The organism is Photorhabdus sp. RM322S (genome assembly GCF_042879395.1).
GTDB lineage: Bacteria > Pseudomonadota > Gammaproteobacteria > Enterobacterales > Enterobacteriaceae > Photorhabdus > Photorhabdus khanii.
This window is the reverse complement of the sequence record NZ_JBHFKW010000004.1, coordinates 91,034-107,955: the sequence shown is the minus strand read 5'-3', so window position 1 is coordinate 107,955 and position 16,922 is coordinate 91,034. Positions and strand designations below refer to the sequence as shown.

The following is a 16,922-nucleotide window of genomic DNA, read 5'->3' as shown; positions in this document are numbered from 1 at the left end:
GCTCACACAGTTTTATCAGCCTCTTTATTTAATGGTAAACATAAAATTACGCGGGTAAATTGTTCTGGCTGGCAATCTATTTGCACACCATAATTTTCACCATAGCGAAGTCGCAGCCGTTTATCCACTAGGCTCATTCCTAGTCCATCTCCCATAGAAACTGACTTATAAAGACCCGCATTATCTTCCACTTCCAGTATCAGCAATCGATCCTGTTGATGAGCTCGGATGGTAATCCTACCGGTTTCCAGTAATTGTGATGTGCCGTGTTTGATCGCATTTTCTACTATTGGTTGGAGAGAAAAAGCAGGCAGTTTGGCGTGAAGCAGAGATTCCGGCAGTTCAATAGTTATTTGCAGGTGATCACGGAAACGGGCCTTCTCAATTTGTAAGTAAGCATTCACATGCTCTATTTCATCAGACAGAGTGACGATCTCTTCTGACCGTTTCAAGTTTTTACGGAAGAAGGTTGAGAGATATTGTACTAATTGACCAGCCTGATGACTGTCTCGCCGTATCACTGCTTGCAGGGTATTTAAGGCATTAAATAAAAAGTGAGGATTCACTTGCGCGTGAAGCAGCTTAATTTCTGACTGGAGCAGTGATTGTTTGTTACGTTCATATTGTCCGGCAAGGATTTGGGCAGATAACAGGCTGGCAATACTTTCCCCCAGGGTGCGATTGATTGAGCTAAACAGACGGTTTTTGGCTTCGTAAAGTTTAATTGCTCCGATAACTTGCTGATTTTCTCCCCGTAGTGGAATGACCAGGGTGGAGCCTAGTTTGCAAGTTGGATTGATTGAGCAACGGTAAGGTATTTCATTGCCATCGGCATAAACCACTTCATTATTTTCAATTGCCCGGCGGGAGTGCTCCGAGGAAATAGGTGTTCCAGGAAGGTGATGATCTGAACCGATACCGATAAATGCCAGCAGTTTTTCCCTGTCTGTAATGGCGACGGCACCAATTTCCAGTTGCTGATAAATAACTTTTGCTACCCGCATACTGTTATTTTCATTAAATCCTTTTCGCAAAATACCTTCGGTATAGACAGCGATTTTCAGTGCCTGAGCAGAAAATGCACTGGTGTATTTTTCAAATATAGCACGCCGGTCAAGTAAGATACGCATGAACATGGCTGAACCAATACTATTGGTGACAATCATCGGGGAGGCAATATTTTTTACCAACGCTAATGCTTCACTGTATGGGCGGGCAAGTAGCAGTAAAATGCCCATCTGTATCATTTCAGCACAAAACGTGACGATAGCGGCTGTCCAGGGATTAATCAGTCGGTTTATTTGACCACGTTTCATCAGATAGCGGTGAATAATGCCACCGATTAAACCTTCAACAATGGTTGATATCATACAACTGAAAGCAGTCATCCCTCCCAGAAAATAGCGGTGCAGCCCCCCTGTTAAGCCAACTAAAGCTCCGACGCCTGGCCCGCCCAGAAGCCCGCCAAGTACAGCGCCAATAGCACGGGTATTGGCAATGGAATCACCGATATGCAGACCAAAATAAGTCCCCATAATGCAGAAAATAGAGAAAATGACGTAGCACAGCAATTTATGAGGTAAACGTATTGTAACTTGTAACAGTGGAATAAACAGAGGTGTTTTACTTAGCAGCCAGGCGATTACCAAATAGACGCACATCTGCTGTAGTAATAACAACACAAGGTTAAATTCGTACATGGGTTTTCCGGAAGGATGGCGAATGTTGCTAGTTTACAGAAATAGTTAAATAAGATTATCAAAAGTTTATTTCAAGTAGTTCAATATTTGACAAGAATCATAAACCACTACACTATTATAAAGACTTATTCTTTCCGTCAGTGATTATACGTACAAATATATAAGAAATTTTCCGTGAAATAATGCGAAGATGCTATTAGTTTCAGGTTGAGCAATTTTGAGTGTGTAAGACATAATGAAAAAAACAACACTTTTTACGATCTTACTGGTTATCCTGCTCACAGCAATGGCTGTGTTATTTCGTTCTCATAACCAATATTTATTGTTACAGGGTGAAGTTGATGCGCCGGAAGTGATTGTGGCATCTAAAGCCAAAGGCCGGGTGATCGCGCGCCACGTCGAGCGGGGAGATGATGTCAAAACAGGTCAGCTCCTGATCACACTTGAAAGCCCTGAATTACTAGCTCAAGTCGCTTCATTGGAAGCTGTCCGTGATCAGGCTAAAGCTCAGTTAGAGCAATCTCTGCATGGTACGCGTGAAGAAAGTATCCGGAATCTGGAAGCGGGTTTAGCACAGGCTCAGGCTGAATATGATAATGCGGTACGTGAATATAACCGTATTCAGAACATCGCGTCTAAAGGCTATGTTTCACGAAATGAACTGGATAACGCCCGCAGGAGCAGGGATGTTTCCTATCAAAAAATGCAGGGAGCAAAAGCTGCGTTAGATGAAGGTGTGCATGGTGACAGGATTGAGCTACGCCAGAAATATGCGGCGGCTCTGCGTCAGGCTGAACAGCAACTCATTGAGTTACAAACCCAGAAGGATGATTTACAGGTTAAAGCGCCAGTCGAGGGTGAAGTTGGGCCGATTCCGGCAGAGGTTGGTGAACTATTTAATGCCAACAGCCCGCTGGTGACATTAGTTCGTGTACCGGAAGCCTATTTTATTTATAACTTGCGGGAAGACATTCTGGCGAAAGTGCGTAAAGGGGATAAAGTCAACCTTCGTGTTCCTGCGCTGGGTGATAAAGAGATCGAAGCAGAAATACGTTATATCGCCCCGATGGGAGATTACGCAACCAAACGCGCGACGCGTGCGACCGGTGATTTTGACCTGAGAACCTTTGAAGTTCGTTTATTTCCCTTACAGCCGGTTGAAGGTTTACGCCCTGGTATGAGCGCCTTGTGGCGTTGGGATAAATAGGTGATTTGCTGATGAGGAGCAAGGTTGCATGGCGTGGGTTCGAACGCGCTTTTAGTCAAGAGATTCGGGCTACGATCCGTAGTCCGGTTTTTCACTGGCTAAGTTGGTTATTCCCTTTGATGCTGTTTGTGCTAATCAGCGCTAACTTTTCAGAAGGGACGTTGCTCAATCTGCCGGTCTCGGTAGTGGATAATGATCATAGCTCGTTGTCACGTAGTCTGATCCGTAATCTGGATGGCGCTTCTCATGCGCATATTAAATCCTACGATGGTGGATTGCATGAATCTCTTGAACGGCTTGGCAACGCTAAGGATTACTCTCTGCTTTATATCCCGAATGATTTTGAGGCTGATGCTCTCCGGGGGGACCAGCCAACCGTTCGTATGTATTACAACGCATTGTTTTATGGTGCCGGAAGTTATTCTATTCAGGACTTCAGTGGAGTCATGGCGGAAATCAATGCCAAATACCGTTCCATATTGGCAACGGAGATGGAGCGCCAGTTACCTCCGTTAGCCAGTGTCACACTCGCTTATGACAGTCTTTTCAATGCCAGTGGTAGTTACATTTATTATCAGCAGTTTGCGGCCACTATCCATTTGTTGCAGCTTTTTGTTGTGACTTGCACGATTTACAGTATGGCCCGTGGCAGTACGCTGATGACAATGAAACCGTTTACCTTCGCCCTGTTGGGAAAATTGATGCCTTATACCTTGTTTTTTACTCTGTTGTTGATCGTGGAGTTGGCGGCGCTGATTGGGGTATTTGATGCAAAAGTGAATGGTAATCCAATATATATGGTGGTAGTCGGTTTCTTCTATGTGATTGCCGCCCAAAGTGTTGGCCTGTTGCTATTTACTTTCACCAATAGCGCATTGACAGCGTATAGCCTTATCGGGGTGTTGGTGAGTATTGCGATGACCTTTTCAGGTATGTCAGTACCCGAATTATCAATGATATTGCCGGAGAGGATAATTGCCAATCTTGAGCCTTTGACCCATGCCTTGAATGCGATGTTTGATATTTTTCTGCGTGAGGTTTCTTTACTGGGTATTTTATCTGTTTGTGCTTCGTTACTGACTTATCCGGTCGTTTGTTCCCTGCTGGTGCGTAACCGGTTATTGAAACGGCTTAGTCTGCCACAAGGCGGTGAATGATGCAGATGTATTGGCAGACTTTTCGCCGGGTGTTAATGGGAATGCTGGAAAAACCCATGTGGATGTTGATGCTGGCTTCCCTGTGTCTGATGAGTTTGGTGTATGTCCGGCCAACAGTATGGGATCTGCCCGTTGCCGTGATCGATCAGGATCACAGCTTCGCCAGTCGTGCTCTGATACGTCAGCTTAATTCCACGGCTAAAATTGCTGTCCACAGCTATGACAATCTGGCTGATGCTCGTCACGATCTGCTGTTACGTGAAATTTTTGCGATTATTATCATACCGGCGGATCTGGAGAAAAATATCCTTAATGGAAAAAATATCACCTTCCCGATTTATGGAGATGCAACGAGTCGTCTTGCCAATGGGCAAATTCAGCAAGAGTTGACCTCTGCCCACCGGCAATTGCTGAGTGAATATAACAGCAAATTACTCTTGAAATATGGTTTCAGTCCTGAACAGGTAAAGCTACTACTGATGCCAATTCGTAGTGAAACTGTTGGGCTGTTCAACCCAGGAGTTAGCTTTGCTGCAATTACCTTCCCTGGTTTGTTGGTGATGTTGTTGCAACACTCTTTGCTAATATCTTGTGTGCGGGTCAGTATTACGATGCGCAGTACGCCGAAAGGTAAACCACCATTACCCGTCTATTTAGGTGCATTATCGGCGTTATTACCAATCTGGCTTTTCCTCTCCACTCTATTTTTTGTTCTTTGGCCGTGGGTATTGGGATACCGGCAGGAAGCGTCTATTCCTCTGTTATTAATGCTGACTTTCCTGTTTATGCTGGCGGTGTTCGGATTAGGAAAGCTGGTGACAGAATGCATGCGCAGTGTGGAAATGATCTATCTGACGCTCGCCCTTAGCACAACGCCTGTGTTCTATATTTCCGGCACAATCTGGCCAGTACAGGCGATGCCTGATTGGGTGAGGGCAATCTCTTCTGCCTTACCATCCACTTGGGCGACAAAAGCGATTGCAGGTGTTAACCAGATGGGGCTGCCATTACAGAATGTACTGGGCGATATCGCCATGATGCTGATCCTTGGCGTGGTTTATACGCTGCTGGGGATTCTGATCGGGATGGTGCGTAATCGGATGGGAACTAATCTGTCGCGTTAAATCAAACCGTAGAAAAGCAATGCGACTGGACGGGTTAAAACAGGGTAAAGCAAGTTTAAATTGGCATATTTAAGGTATCGTGGTTTTTCATGGAAATTTTTATTTTCGATGATTTAATTGGTTTATGAAAAAGTTTATTCCCGGTTGAAAACGTTATTAAATTCTGTTCCTTTTGGAAAATATATTGCCTGATTAACCTGTTTAAATTACAGTCTCTTTTAACGGTTGTTTTTACCATTTTTAACGTCTGTTTTTTGTAAGTTTAATCATCATGGGATATCGTGTTTTCAGACAGTAAATTAACTTGATAATGTAAAGATACCCTTTTATGTTTTTTCGGATAATCAACTCTTTATTCAGGGTTTAAATCCTGCCGGATTAAATAAGTTTTCATAATTACGCTCTACTTTCAACCAGCCCTTGTGTACCAAGACATACAGCCTTTTCATCCAAGCGACCCGTGGAAATAATGAGATAGGCTATAAAACCAATATTGTTCAAGAAAAAACAAAATGCATAGGTGTATCGGTATTATGGAAAGCTATTTAGCGGCTGTTCAGCGCAGTGATTCTTGCGCCTGGTAAAAGTTAAAAAGGGAGAAACACCCAAAAGAAGTTAATTAATGAAGGTCTAATATAAGCCATACATATTATATATTGAAAAGATTTAAATTTAGCCAAAATAACACACTGTGTCATTTTTCACTTGAAAAGTAACACGGTGTGTTAGTGTAATATCATCATAGATAACATGGAGAAGTTACGATGGATTACTTGGAGTTTATCGAAACTACCGCTTTCAGTAAGGTTAGAGCAGAACTCATAGAAGATGATGAGTTTCAGAGCTTCAAATTTACTTGTTGAAGTATCACGAACATGGCGACACGATTAGTCAAACTGGTGGGTGTAAAAAGATTCGCTGGGGCCGCAAAAGGATGGGTAAGAGCGGTGGGGTACGAGTTATTTACTATGTTAGGACGTTAAGCGGTCGATTGTATTTGTTGTTTGTTTATCCGAAAAATGTACAAGAAGACCTGACACAAGATCAGAAAGCACAATTGAAAAATTCTGTTCAACATATGAAATAAAATGCCGCCCTTGGGCGGTTAACTTCTCCAGTTTTATATCTAAATTTTCAGGGAATGATCTAACGTATTGAGGATAAATTATGGAAGAAAACATGTTTAAAGAGCTTTTGAGTAGTGTAAATGAGATGGTCGCTATAGAAAACGGTGAATTTCAGCCTAAGCCTGAACATGTTCATCGTCATGCTATCCCTAATGTTAAATTAATCCGCAAAAATTTCGGTATGAAACAATCCAAGTTTGCGGAAATGGTAGGGGTGAGCATTAGACTGGTGCAAAGCTGGGAACAAAACCAGCGAACACCATCAGGGATCGCATTGAAAATGCTATTTTTAATAGAGAAAAATCCGAATATCGTAGACACGTTAAGATCTATTTGAGCAAGAAAAGCATGCTAATTGTCTGAAACATTTAGGTAAATATTGCTGCTTTTTATGCATGTTCGGAAAGTAACTGCGTTGAGCTGTTACTTTCCGATATAACGTCATGCTTGCAGCGTCCAGCAACTAAGTTCATGACAGGTATGCTATGCCAACATTTAGCCCGAATGAAGAGTTGCTCACAAAAACCCAGTTGGCGCGTGACATTCGAGTTTATTGATGGTGATGCATATATCGTTAACTATGAGGATTATTATTAATGAAGAAGATGTTTAACCCCCCCTCACCCTGGTGAAATTGCGTATGGCCTTGATAAGGCAGAAAAAGTGGTTGATGTTTCAAGATTAACCCCTCTATTTAAGCCAGTAAATCTATCCTATGCTTAATAATAACAACCTAAATAACTATATGGACACCCACTTGAATTGAATCGGTGTCCATATAGTTATTTAACCATGTTATCCCTTTTTTATTGCGTTATTTTTATGGCTTGCTTCGTTAAATGATGGTGATAAAGCACCTGAATATCAGTCTGTTTAGATAATATTCTTTTATATGCTGATTTGTTTTCAACTTTCTGTTGATGTTTAATGGACTTCGATTAAACGCAATTCACTATCCTGTTGAAAAGCACGTTTATTGAGTTAAATCTGACTTTTATATAAGAGCTTTAATCTCTCTATTTGTGTTTTTAAATAGTTATGGCAAGTTAGTATTTTTTCCGTTTCACGTCACGTATTTAAACTTTCCCATTTTCATTAAATTGATATTCAGGTTTTCTCGTTTTTACTTTTTCTGTATTTGATTTTTCAGGTTTAAAACCAGAGAGGGTAAAAGAGATATCAATAGTATTAAAATTAAAGCCTGTTTTCTCTTCCAATGTCAGTATAACATCGAATCTTTTACCCACTTTAAAAAATCTTTAATCACGGTTTTTTGCCTTTGATGATTAAAGTTTCTACCTGTTTTTTGATTAAAATAGAGTGACGGATAAAAAAACAGAGCTTTGTTAATAATCTAAAATGGCTTCCTTATTGGGAAGCCATTTTGCTGTGGTATTCCCACCTAGAATCTCGTCTTTTTCAGCGAAAATAAAAACAGCATATTTTTAACGATAAAAGCGCTGATTAAAAACCAGAGGAAAATGAAAAACGTATCAATATAAGTAAGATTAAGACAAATGAAATAGGCCATTGTAATACCAATGGCGGAATCAAGCTGATCGAATAAAATAAACAGCTGCTTATTTTGCTTCGGATGTTGTCCCGGTGGTGCGCCGAGTCTCCTTTTCAACCAGGAGTTTGGCAACTCGAAAAGAACGTAACCTAAACCCGCCAGGAACCCGGTAAATAAACAGGAGGCAATGGTCCGTGGAATAATGGTGTCCTGTGTTTCGGTACAGAGTATTAACCACAGCGGTGAAAATAGCGCGGTAATAATCGGTACAGCAATAAAACCACGCCAGGTCTTGTTGTAGCCGAAATAACGTTGATGTACCGGGATAGCCCAGTAGGAAAAATAGTTTTTTGTAACAATCACCATGTGTAAACAACCACCAAGGATAACGGGGATAAGTAAAATCCCCGCGTGATAAAAACTATTGAACATAGAGACTCCAGAAATGAAGACCTGTAAATAAAACAAACCCCGCAAGTGTTGTACTGACGATAGTACTGAGATGTTTGAACTTATAAAACGGACGATCCCATAGCATGGCGATACTGAATGCAAGAAGCGCTAGCGTTAGTAAAAGCTGAGCCAGCTTCGGCGTTGCCACTAAGCCGACCAAAGCGTAACCGCTAATAATAAATAAACTCCAGAATACGGGCATACCAAGATAGGAGAGCTTACTTTCATTCTTAATATTCCCAACTTCATTGAAGACAGATAATCGCAGACAACCACTGATTATCATTAAGATAATAAACAGGGAATACCAAGATTGATAACCGGAAAGGTATAGGATAATGGCTGGTGAAACCAAGTAAATCAGTTGATCCATAAAGCCATCGAGATAGCGACCAAAGGAACGGTCAATGTGTAAATTTCTGGCTATGATGCCATCGAGTGCATCGCCAAGCATGGCAAGATATAAGAACGCAATGGCAAGATAATACCAATGCTGTAATGCGGCTGCCACGGAGAGAGCGCTAAATACTGCTCCACCAATAGTGATATAGTCCGCTCTGTTTAGCTGGATGATGAAATGGTTACTGTTCATAATTTTTCCTTGTATGGAAAGGAGGATAATTGGCCTTTCCTGAGCATATTTATCAGTGCTATGCGGTTTATTTTGCTGTTATGGCGAATGTCGACGGGAATAGGATTGACATAATAAATTCGGGTAACCAGAGTGAGATCCAGTTCGTCTAAAATGGTGGATAAACCTGTCAGCAGGGTGGTACTTTCCAATATCAACGCGGCTCCACCCAAAGGATGCAATACGAATGCGCTCCGTGCGACGTTTGGCAGTTCATTGATCCTTTTTTCCACCACATAGGGATGGATAATGCGCCCATCATCTAACAGCACCTGGTCTTTTACCCGTCCAAGCAACCAGAGCTGTCCTGTGGTATCCAGGCGGCCAACATCACCGGTACAGTGCCATATCCCTCCCTGTTTACGCGGGAGTTTGTTTTCTTTTGTTGCTTGTGGATTATCAATATAGTCTTTGAGCACATGAGGTCCGGCAACCAGAATTTCACCTATATCACCGGTAGCCAGCGGAGTAATTTGCTGGGGATCAGCGGTTATCTCTCTGATACATATTTCCGCTTGTGTGACGGGTTTCCCGGCCAGATAACCATCATGGGTTACCCAGTGATTTAATTGCGTTGTCATTTCGACCGTACTGATCGGTTCAACCTCGGTGGAACCATAGACCACCAGACGCAGAGCATGTGGGAAGACTGCCTGGCAGTTTTCAAGCAGTTCCTTATTGGCAGGTGCACCGCCTACGATGACAGTCCGCACGTTAGGGAATGACAATCTCTTGTTTCTGGCGTAATCAGTGACTTTGCTCATATAGGCGGGGGCACCGCTGAGGCAGGTGATGCCCTCATCTTGCAACTGCCCGACAATCTTCTGCGCATCAACAGTTGCAGGATGGGCAAAGTCAAAATCAGGCAGAATACTGCTGTTGCCGCAGCACAATGAATGCAGCACCATAACGGGGAAACTGTGCAGGTCGATCTCGCTCTTTTCCCCGGGAAAAATCGCTTTTATGGCATAAAGTTGTGCTAACAGGCTGTCATGAGTACGGTTTGCACCTTTAGGCATACCGGTAGAACCTGAGGTAAAAGTAATTAATCCAGTCGTATCCGGCGGTAAATCCTGACAGATAAAGCTATTCATTGATGAATGTTGGCTGGGGGCTTTCAACACTTTCATGCCCCAGATTGGCTGTCCGATAACAAAACGGCGCAGTCGCCACAGTTCGGGGATCAGAAACCAGAATTTTCCTAACGCAGGTTGGGTGATAACCGCCGATAATTTGCTGTGTCGTAGTGTCTCCCGGAGCTGTTTTCTGGAAAGCCCCCGTTCAAGCATCACCGGAACCAGCCCCAATCCCAGAATGGCGATAAGCAATGGGTAAAGAACTAAGCCTGGCTGAACGATCACTAACAAGCGATCGCCGGCCACGAATCCGGCCTGAGTTAACAGATGCTGGAAGTGGGATGCATGAGAAAAAAATTCCCGAAAACTTAAACTACTGCCGTGTGGTGCTTGCAGGGCTAAATGCTCAGGGTATTTTTGGGCCGCATCGACAATTGGCTGACAAATATTTGTCATGCGAGCCTCCTGTAATAAAGCGCGTATTGATGTCTGGTGGAGGCAGGTGTATTGAAAAGCCGTTGTGCGGTCTTTAATGATTTATTATCTTCGCGCATCAGGGCACCCCCCAGACGGGGATGAATACGGCTGGCACTCTGCTGATATGAGTGATACAGCGCGTGATATAGCCGACTTCCCCGGTATTGCGGCGCGACTGCTACGGTTTTCAACAAGCCTATAGCGGGCTGACCGTTTTGGCTCACGGATAAGCTAAGAATTAACCCGGCAATCTCACCACTGTCGGTTTTAGCCAGGAATGATGCAGGATAATGGCAAAAAGGTTTAATAAACGCCTCACCGCAATACTGTTGAAATGTTGCCCATGACGGTGTGGTGTAAGCGAAATTTTCGCCGAAGACTGAATCAATAAAGGAATATAATCTAACTTGTTCCTGTATCCATAATTCCGGCGTTAGCGGCAGTAACGTCGCCTGAGTATCAGGGAGCTTTTGCCCACGCTGATAGTCCAGCCGAAAATTGTTTGCTACTGCCTGAGTATCATCGAATATCGAGGTGTAGCGGTAACGAGTATCGAACCCTAATCCTTCTAACAATAGGGAGTAATAAGGCGGGTTGTAAGGTTCATGCTCAAAGGGGGGAACATCAAAATGATCAAGCCGGACGCGGTAATGCCCGAAGGTTGAGAAGTTAATCGGCCCGTAGAGATTGTGTGCGCCATTTTTCTTGGCCCATTGTTCCAGGGCGTTAAACAGCATGGTGTTGCTTGCCATATCATTATCGGTTTCCCAAAAACCGAAAAATGCGGCGGATTGACCATCAACGGCGTGGGGCACTAAAAAACCGGCAAGACGGGTTTTCCCCGTAATACAGCCAATCCAGGCTTTGCTGTGATTAAACCAAGGATTCTCCAGACTGAACTGTTGTTGTACTTTCTCCCGGTCTTCGCCAGGCCAGAGCGGCCAGTCACGGTAGATTGTTGCCGGAAGATCGAGAAAACTTTCAGGTAATGGGGTGGCCGGGGACCATTCACCCATGAAGATATCAGACATGTTCGTTCCTTGAAGGTAATTCTTCTGTCGTGGTGTCGTGCAAGCGGATAACACTCCCGGTTGCGCCATCCATGCGTACCCGATCGCCATCTTTTAAAATTTGGGTGATCGCCGGAATGCCGACAATGGCGGGGATCCCCAGTTCACGAGCAACGACGGCAGAATGCGAGAGGGTGGAACCGCGTTCGATCAATAACCCGCCTGCGGTAGGGAATAGTGGTGCCCAACCGGGATCGGTACGGACGGTACAAAGGATCTGCCCTGCCAATGACATCTCATCCTGTGGGTTTTTAATTAAGCGGATGGTTGTTTCAACCACCCCTGGATAACAGCCTATGCCCTGTAGCATGCCGCTATCGGTTGGGGTCTGTCGCTCCTGATAGGGATAGCTGTAATCTTGCTGTTGATACAGTGAGCCTCTGATAAAGAAGTGGTGAGCAGGCTCATCCTCTGTTTCGTAGCTGGCGTATTCCTGTTTGCGTATAGCGACTAAAGGCTTAAGCTGGGTCTGTACTGCTGTTCCTTCGTAACCGCTGTAGATCTCCTCTAACGTCAGATAGAAAATATCGCGGGGTTCTGCGAGGAGTCCTTCTAATGCATATGCCTGGCCGAGCTGTATGAAAATATCCCGGTATAGCCCAAACATACGGGTTCGGGTGAAGCGCATATTTTCCCGGTGGCGTATCGCCTGACGTAATTTACGCAGATTTTTTTTGAAGGCTTCCATACGCTTGGAACCAAGTTGCTCGCGTATTTGCTGAAATGCCGTGTTTTCAGCTTGAGTACGCAACTTTCTTTCTCGGCTGGACAAGGTTTCTGGTGTGAGGGTATCGATCGCAAGGTAGTTTTTTATTATCAGAAATAGAAAACTGGGATCTTGTTTTAGCGTAATGGTCTCCAGCTTTAGCTCACCCATAGTACGATCGCCATATTTTTCAATATAATCAATGCACTGTTGGTGGAATGATGTATCGAGTTTGCGTACCTGAGTTAACAGGGTACGTGCATCTCCATGTGTTAGCAGGGTGCATAATGCTGAATTCTGGCGTGCGTACTGGCACATTTTCAACAACACTTTAGTCGGCTGGGTGCTTTCTATATCTTCATCCCCGGAAAGAAGATCGCCTAATAATGCGGACGAGTTTTCAATACCCGCAGCGGTCAGTCCCCGGTGTACCCGGCCATTGAACATCATCACATAGAAGTCATTCAGGATAGGCGTCGTCCAGCGTTGTAGCAGATGTTCATCCAGATATTTCAATTTCTCGATCAGTTGGCTGCTGTTGCAGATGTGCAATTCAGTTCGCCTTATGGCGGCAGCATGCTGTTTAAACTGTTCTAAGAAAAGTTCTACCCGCTGATCCATTGTTCTGAAAGCATATAACAGGCGCAGGAGTGCCCACCCCATCTGTGGGAGTTTTTTTATTTTATCGCTCAGTGAAGGTGTTTTATCTTCAATAAAATCAACGGGGTCTTCCAGCCCCATCATTCTTTCCATATCTTTTTTATTGGTTTGGAAAGAGGGCAGTAATAATAGTCCTTTGTACCAATTATTGATGTTGTAATAGATCCTGCCTTTAGTTAAACCGAGCATGTTTTCCAACATGGAACGATGCTGATTAATTTGTTTATCCGAACAGCCTAAGGCACGTATTGTCTGTTCATAAACAGTGGCATAACCTGCGCGGGCAAAAGAGAAAGTCAGCGGCGTTGTTATTCCACAATAAGATTCCTGAATATTGGAGTTATCGAAAATAATATGGCGTTCGCTTTTATCATTCAGACGGGGTAACCGAGTGATTGGCCGAGTCTGTAGAATAAAGATTTGGTGGTTTTGAATTGTCCATTCAATATCTTGTGGACATCCCCGTGCCGCGGCGATTTTTTTGCCAATATCCCGCAATGCATAGATTTCTCTATCGGGTAAAGTCGGTTTCCACTGTTTTTCTTCCGCGACGGGCATTGTTACCGTACCGCTGCCGCTGGTGGTATCGAAAACACTTGCTGTCCCTTTTTGCGTGATATGGCGTTCGATTTCAGGTGTGGTGAGGTGAACGGAAAATTCATCGGTATCACATTCGCCGGAAACCACACCTTCTCCTGTGCCCCAGGCGGATGAGATTAGGCAATGTTGTCTGCTGCCGGTCACTGGATGTGCAGTAAACATGACACCAGAAACCTCGCCGGCAACCATGTTCTGAATGATGACAGCGCTACGGATATTGCCCATCGGCAGCTGTTTGTGTAAACGATATTGTAACGCGCGGGTATTAAAAGCTGAGGCCATCACGGCGCGTAAGCTGTCGGCAAGGGCGGATTTGCCACGCTGAAACAGATAGCTGTCCATCTGTCCGGCGAAGGACGCGTTGGCTGCATCTTCACCAATAGCTGATGAGCGAACAGCAAAAAACGCATCCGGGTAATTCTCTGACAAAAGAGCTAATTCTTCTTCTAACTCAGTAGGCAACGGAATCGACTGTAGCCATTGGCGCAGAGGAGCGGCGATGGCGTCGAGTTTTTCCTGGCTAATATCATGTGGCACGGCAGCTAATTGTTCCACAATGTTAATCGCAAACGTATCGTTGATTAATAAACGGTTCAGTACCTCGCTGCTGATGACCCAATAATCAGGTACAGGGAAACCGTTTTGCGTAAGCCATAATAAATTAGCCGCTTTACCGCCTAAGGAATGTTCTGCTAATTCAATAGCGCTATCTTGAGTATAGAGATATTTCATGTTGTTCCACCAATGCAGCAATAGTACACCTTGCTTACATCATGGCCCTATCTGCGCGTAATAATATTGGCGTAGGTCAATCAATAAGACACGAATGTATTACAAACTATTGCCGCACCCTTATTTTAGAGGAAGAGTAAATTAAATAATTTATTTGGGTTACTATTAGTTCCGCGTTAATGAAATAAGCCAGCGGATAGTTTTCATTGTGCGTTCCATAAATGGATAGCCAACAACCTTATGCGCCATCATATAAAGCGGTATTCTTCTCATCCATAAATCACGTAATGCGAGCTCATAGCCACGTTGCCAACTTATTGGATCGAGAGAGAGTCCCGATTTTTGTTCAAGTTCAACCCGGTGCAGTTCAATACAATAGGCCACACTGTCCGCATCGCTATGCTGGTCTAAACTAAAGGCCAGTAATTCGGCAAGGTCGCGCTGTGGTAGATGCAAAGTAGACAACTCCCAATCCCAGGCGCATAAACGCAATCCTTCTTCCTGCTGCCGGAAGGCAATATTCCTAGGGTTGAAATCGCCATGGATCAATGTCCTGGGCATTTGTTCGATTTCTTGCCACCAGGTGGCGGTGTTATCTACCCAGTGCTGAAAATCTTGTTGTTCTTCGGCGGTGAACAACTCAGGGAATGTCTGGTGAATAAAATTGCCTAGTTTTTGCCACAGGGGATTCATCTGTGAAACGGTATCGGCATCAGGAATTTGCAGTTGTGGGAATTTCCACATAAGCTCGCCTTCCCGCCCTAACCAGATGGAATGAATATCGGCTACCCCTCTGATAGCGGTTTCAAGATGGTGCTGTTCCCACGGTGTTTCCAGGTTAATATTGTTCATTAGCACCATATCCTGGAGTAATTCTTCAATCAGGGCATAAGTTCCGGTTGCCTCATTTTCAATCACACCATAGATAACGGGTATATAGCGCATCAACTGTGGATTTTGCTGATTCATAATAGCCAGCTCACGGCTATGACTTTGGTTAAATTCAAGATGGTGGGCAAAATCCTGGAAAACAGCAAACAATTCAGGGGAACAGTGCTTGGCAATATCCAGGACCATTTTAACGATCTCACTCCCCAACGGTTTCAGTTTCAGCATCACTGGCAGAGTACGTTGTGCGGATGTCGTCATCGCAAAGGGAAATAAACCAATTAAGCGTTCTGCATAATTCGAGCTCAGATGTGTCAGCAGGCTGTGCTCATCATTGCTAGAAAATTCAGGGTTGATCGTGGTTAGGTGAGTTCCCTGTAACACAGGATTAAAGTTTGCTTGCTGGAAAAATGACAGATCAAGCTCCTGTAGGGTGTGCGGAATAATATCGCTAGTGTGGGTTGGGCGGTTGCGGCCAAGTCTTTCATGTGATTGAGCAAACTCATCCGCTGCAACAGCTGACAGTGTTGAAATATCAAGAGCCAGGCAATAACTGGTGATGATTTCAGCCAGGCGGGCAGTGCCGTTTTCATCGGTGCAGCCCAGCATGTTCAGACATTCACGTTGGTGTGGTAAATAGGTCCCGCCACCGACTGTTCCTACGATTAGCGAGGGCAGTGTGACACTGCAATAGACTCGGTTATCGGCAGTTAATGTCATGTGTAAATGCGCGACTGATGATTCATGCACACAGGCGATGTCTTGACCGAGGGCAGTAAACATACCGGCGATAACATTTGCTGCATTAATATTTACGCCGACCATCCCTGAGGCGATAGCCCCCTCGCTGATATGATGATAAGCCGTAACAAGTTGCTGCGGAGTGACTCTCAGGATTTGCTGACAGGATTCAGCACTGAGATAAACTTCGGCAACGACACGTGTCCCACGTCCTTCAATAAACGTTTTATAAGAGACTTTTTTATCGCCAGAAGTATTACCATCTATCATAAAGTGGCGCAGGGGTATAAACGCCATTTTGGCGAGTTGTTGTTGGATCCATTGGCATGCATGCCAGGTGCAGACGGTAGTCATATTTTGGCCTGCTGCTGCCGCTGTATTGTAGATGAACTGCAAATGGACGCTGCGCCCAATGATTTGAGGCTTTATTTCCAGCAATTGCGCGTGTTTGGAGTGGCGGCCAATTTCATGCCGTATTTCGCTGAGATGCTCGTTAATCCAATCACTGAACATGACGCTGTGTGTTACGCTATGAAATTCAAAACGGGGTGCTCGTATCATGCGTTGGCCGAGCACACGGGTAGTGGTGCCACCTGATTGCATAATGGCGGAGGAGCCACGGGATATTGACGCAATTAAAGCGCCTTCTGTGGTGGCGAGCGGTGCATAATATACCCCTTGAGCGTATTGTCCCTTTATCAAGAGAGGGCCAGCGATCCCCACAGGGATTTCTATTGAACCAATAAATCCTTCAATGGTTTTTGTTAGTTTTGTCGCATCCAGATGGGTAGCGGCTACGTGTTCCAGTGGATGCCCAGTATGTTTTATCAGATAATCCAGGCGCTTTTGCCGGGCTTCCTCGGTATATGTATAGAGGTGGCGGCGGGGCAATAATTCTACTTGGGTTGCTTCTGTGCGGACGGCAGATGCTTCTTGGTGTTTAATGCTGAATATGTCACGTGATAATTCGAGAATAGAATCTCGCGCACAGTTTTTTATGTGAGCAGTGGTATTATCTGAGACATCAAATACGCATGATTGGATTTCTTTTTGCAACATA

The 16,922-nt window shown here is 44.3% G+C and carries 13 protein-coding genes; 5 read left to right on the top strand and 8 right to left on the bottom strand.

Annotation, left to right across the window (positions count from 1 at the left end):
* Positions 1-2: 2 nt before the first annotated feature.
* The gene (locus ACGF63_RS03865) at positions 3-1,700 is read right to left on the bottom strand and encodes a sensor histidine kinase (protein WP_152963398.1); all 1,698 of its coding nucleotides are present in this window, start codon (positions 1,698-1,700) and stop codon (positions 3-5) included.
* A 235-nt stretch (positions 1,701-1,935) separates the two neighbouring features.
* Here ACGF63_RS03865 and ACGF63_RS03860 point away from each other — a divergent pair, with 235 nt between their 5' ends.
* The 5 genes from ACGF63_RS03860 (at position 1,936) to nadS (ending at position 6,652) form a co-directional block, all read left to right on the top strand.
* Positions 1,936-2,907 carry an HlyD family secretion protein gene (locus ACGF63_RS03860; RefSeq protein ID WP_152963397.1) on the top strand — a complete coding sequence of 324 codons (972 nt, stop codon included), beginning with the start codon at positions 1,936-1,938 and terminating at the stop codon, positions 2,905-2,907.
* Positions 2,908-2,918: 11 nt separating this feature from the next.
* Complete coding sequence (locus tag ACGF63_RS03855; protein WP_387628916.1) at positions 2,919-4,064, top strand: ABC transporter permease; 1,146 nt, start codon at positions 2,919-2,921, stop codon at positions 4,062-4,064.
* Positions 4,064-5,188: an ABC transporter permease gene (locus tag ACGF63_RS03850; RefSeq protein WP_152963468.1), complete on the top strand. Its 1,125-nt coding sequence runs from the start codon at positions 4,064-4,066 to the stop codon at positions 5,186-5,188. Before ACGF63_RS03855 ends, ACGF63_RS03850 begins: the two co-directional genes overlap by 1 nt.
* A gap of 934 nt (positions 5,189-6,122) precedes the next feature.
* The gene (locus ACGF63_RS03845) at positions 6,123-6,275 is read left to right on the top strand and encodes an addiction module toxin RelE (protein ID WP_387628913.1); all 153 of its coding nucleotides are present in this window, start codon (positions 6,123-6,125) and stop codon (positions 6,273-6,275) included.
* Between the two features lie 80 nt (positions 6,276-6,355).
* A complete protein-coding gene (gene nadS, locus ACGF63_RS03840) occupies positions 6,356-6,652 on the top strand; it encodes a NadS family protein (RefSeq protein ID WP_152963395.1) in 297 nt (98 codons plus the stop codon).
* Positions 6,653-7,391: 739 nt separating this feature from the next.
* Here the strand turns inward: nadS and ACGF63_RS03835 are convergent.
* From ACGF63_RS03835 to ACGF63_RS03805, 7 genes are all read right to left on the bottom strand, one after another.
* A complete protein-coding gene (locus tag ACGF63_RS03835) occupies positions 7,392-7,562 on the bottom strand; it encodes a hypothetical protein (protein WP_152963394.1) in 171 nt (56 codons plus the stop codon).
* Between the two features lie 155 nt (positions 7,563-7,717).
* A complete protein-coding gene (locus ACGF63_RS03830) occupies positions 7,718-8,260 on the bottom strand; it encodes a CDP-archaeol synthase (protein ID WP_152963393.1) in 543 nt (180 codons plus the stop codon).
* Entirely contained in the window at positions 8,250-8,873 is a 624-nt protein-coding gene (locus ACGF63_RS03825) for a phosphatidylcholine/phosphatidylserine synthase (protein ID WP_036844053.1), read from the bottom strand. Before ACGF63_RS03825 ends, ACGF63_RS03830 begins: the two co-directional genes overlap by 11 nt.
* Entirely contained in the window at positions 8,870-10,444 is a 1,575-nt protein-coding gene (locus ACGF63_RS03820; protein ID WP_387628908.1) for a fatty acid CoA ligase family protein, read from the bottom strand. The genes ACGF63_RS03825 and ACGF63_RS03820 overlap by 4 nt, the downstream gene beginning before the upstream one ends.
* Complete coding sequence (locus ACGF63_RS03815) at positions 10,441-11,496, bottom strand: hypothetical protein (protein ID WP_036844050.1); 1,056 nt, start codon at positions 11,494-11,496, stop codon at positions 10,441-10,443. Before ACGF63_RS03815 ends, ACGF63_RS03820 begins: the two co-directional genes overlap by 4 nt.
* Positions 11,489-14,233: a phosphoenolpyruvate synthase gene (locus ACGF63_RS03810; protein ID WP_387628905.1), complete on the bottom strand. Its 2,745-nt coding sequence runs from the start codon at positions 14,231-14,233 to the stop codon at positions 11,489-11,491. Before ACGF63_RS03810 ends, ACGF63_RS03815 begins: the two co-directional genes overlap by 8 nt.
* Positions 14,234-14,398: 165 nt before the next feature.
* Entirely contained in the window at positions 14,399-16,921 is a 2,523-nt protein-coding gene (locus ACGF63_RS03805; protein ID WP_152963390.1) for a phosphotransferase, read from the bottom strand.
* Position 16,922 lies beyond the last annotated feature (1 nt).

Coding starts and splice junctions, on each gene's coding strand:
- ACGF63_RS03865 (WP_152963398.1), bottom strand. CDS start 1,700: ATGTACGAATTTAACCTTGTGTTGTTATTACTACAGCAGATGTGCGTC.
- ACGF63_RS03825 (WP_036844053.1), bottom strand. CDS start 8,873: ATGAACAGTAACCATTTCATCATCCAGCTAAACAGAGCGGACTATATC.
- ACGF63_RS03850 (WP_152963468.1), top strand. CDS start 4,064: ATGCAGATGTATTGGCAGACTTTTCGCCGGGTGTTAATGGGAATGCTG.
- ACGF63_RS03845 (WP_387628913.1), top strand. CDS start 6,123: ATGGGTAAGAGCGGTGGGGTACGAGTTATTTACTATGTTAGGACGTTA.
- ACGF63_RS03830 (WP_152963393.1), bottom strand. CDS start 8,260: ATGTTCAATAGTTTTTATCACGCGGGGATTTTACTTATCCCCGTTATC.
- ACGF63_RS03860 (WP_152963397.1), top strand. CDS start 1,936: ATGAAAAAAACAACACTTTTTACGATCTTACTGGTTATCCTGCTCACA.
- nadS (WP_152963395.1), top strand. CDS start 6,356: ATGGAAGAAAACATGTTTAAAGAGCTTTTGAGTAGTGTAAATGAGATG.
- ACGF63_RS03855 (WP_387628916.1), top strand. CDS start 2,919: ATGAGGAGCAAGGTTGCATGGCGTGGGTTCGAACGCGCTTTTAGTCAA.
- ACGF63_RS03805 (WP_152963390.1), bottom strand. CDS start 16,921: ATGTTGCAAAAAGAAATCCAATCATGCGTATTTGATGTCTCAGATAAT.
- ACGF63_RS03815 (WP_036844050.1), bottom strand. CDS start 11,496: ATGTCTGATATCTTCATGGGTGAATGGTCCCCGGCCACCCCATTACCT.
- ACGF63_RS03810 (WP_387628905.1), bottom strand. CDS start 14,233: ATGAAATATCTCTATACTCAAGATAGCGCTATTGAATTAGCAGAACAT.
- ACGF63_RS03820 (WP_387628908.1), bottom strand. CDS start 10,444: ATGACAAATATTTGTCAGCCAATTGTCGATGCGGCCCAAAAATACCCT.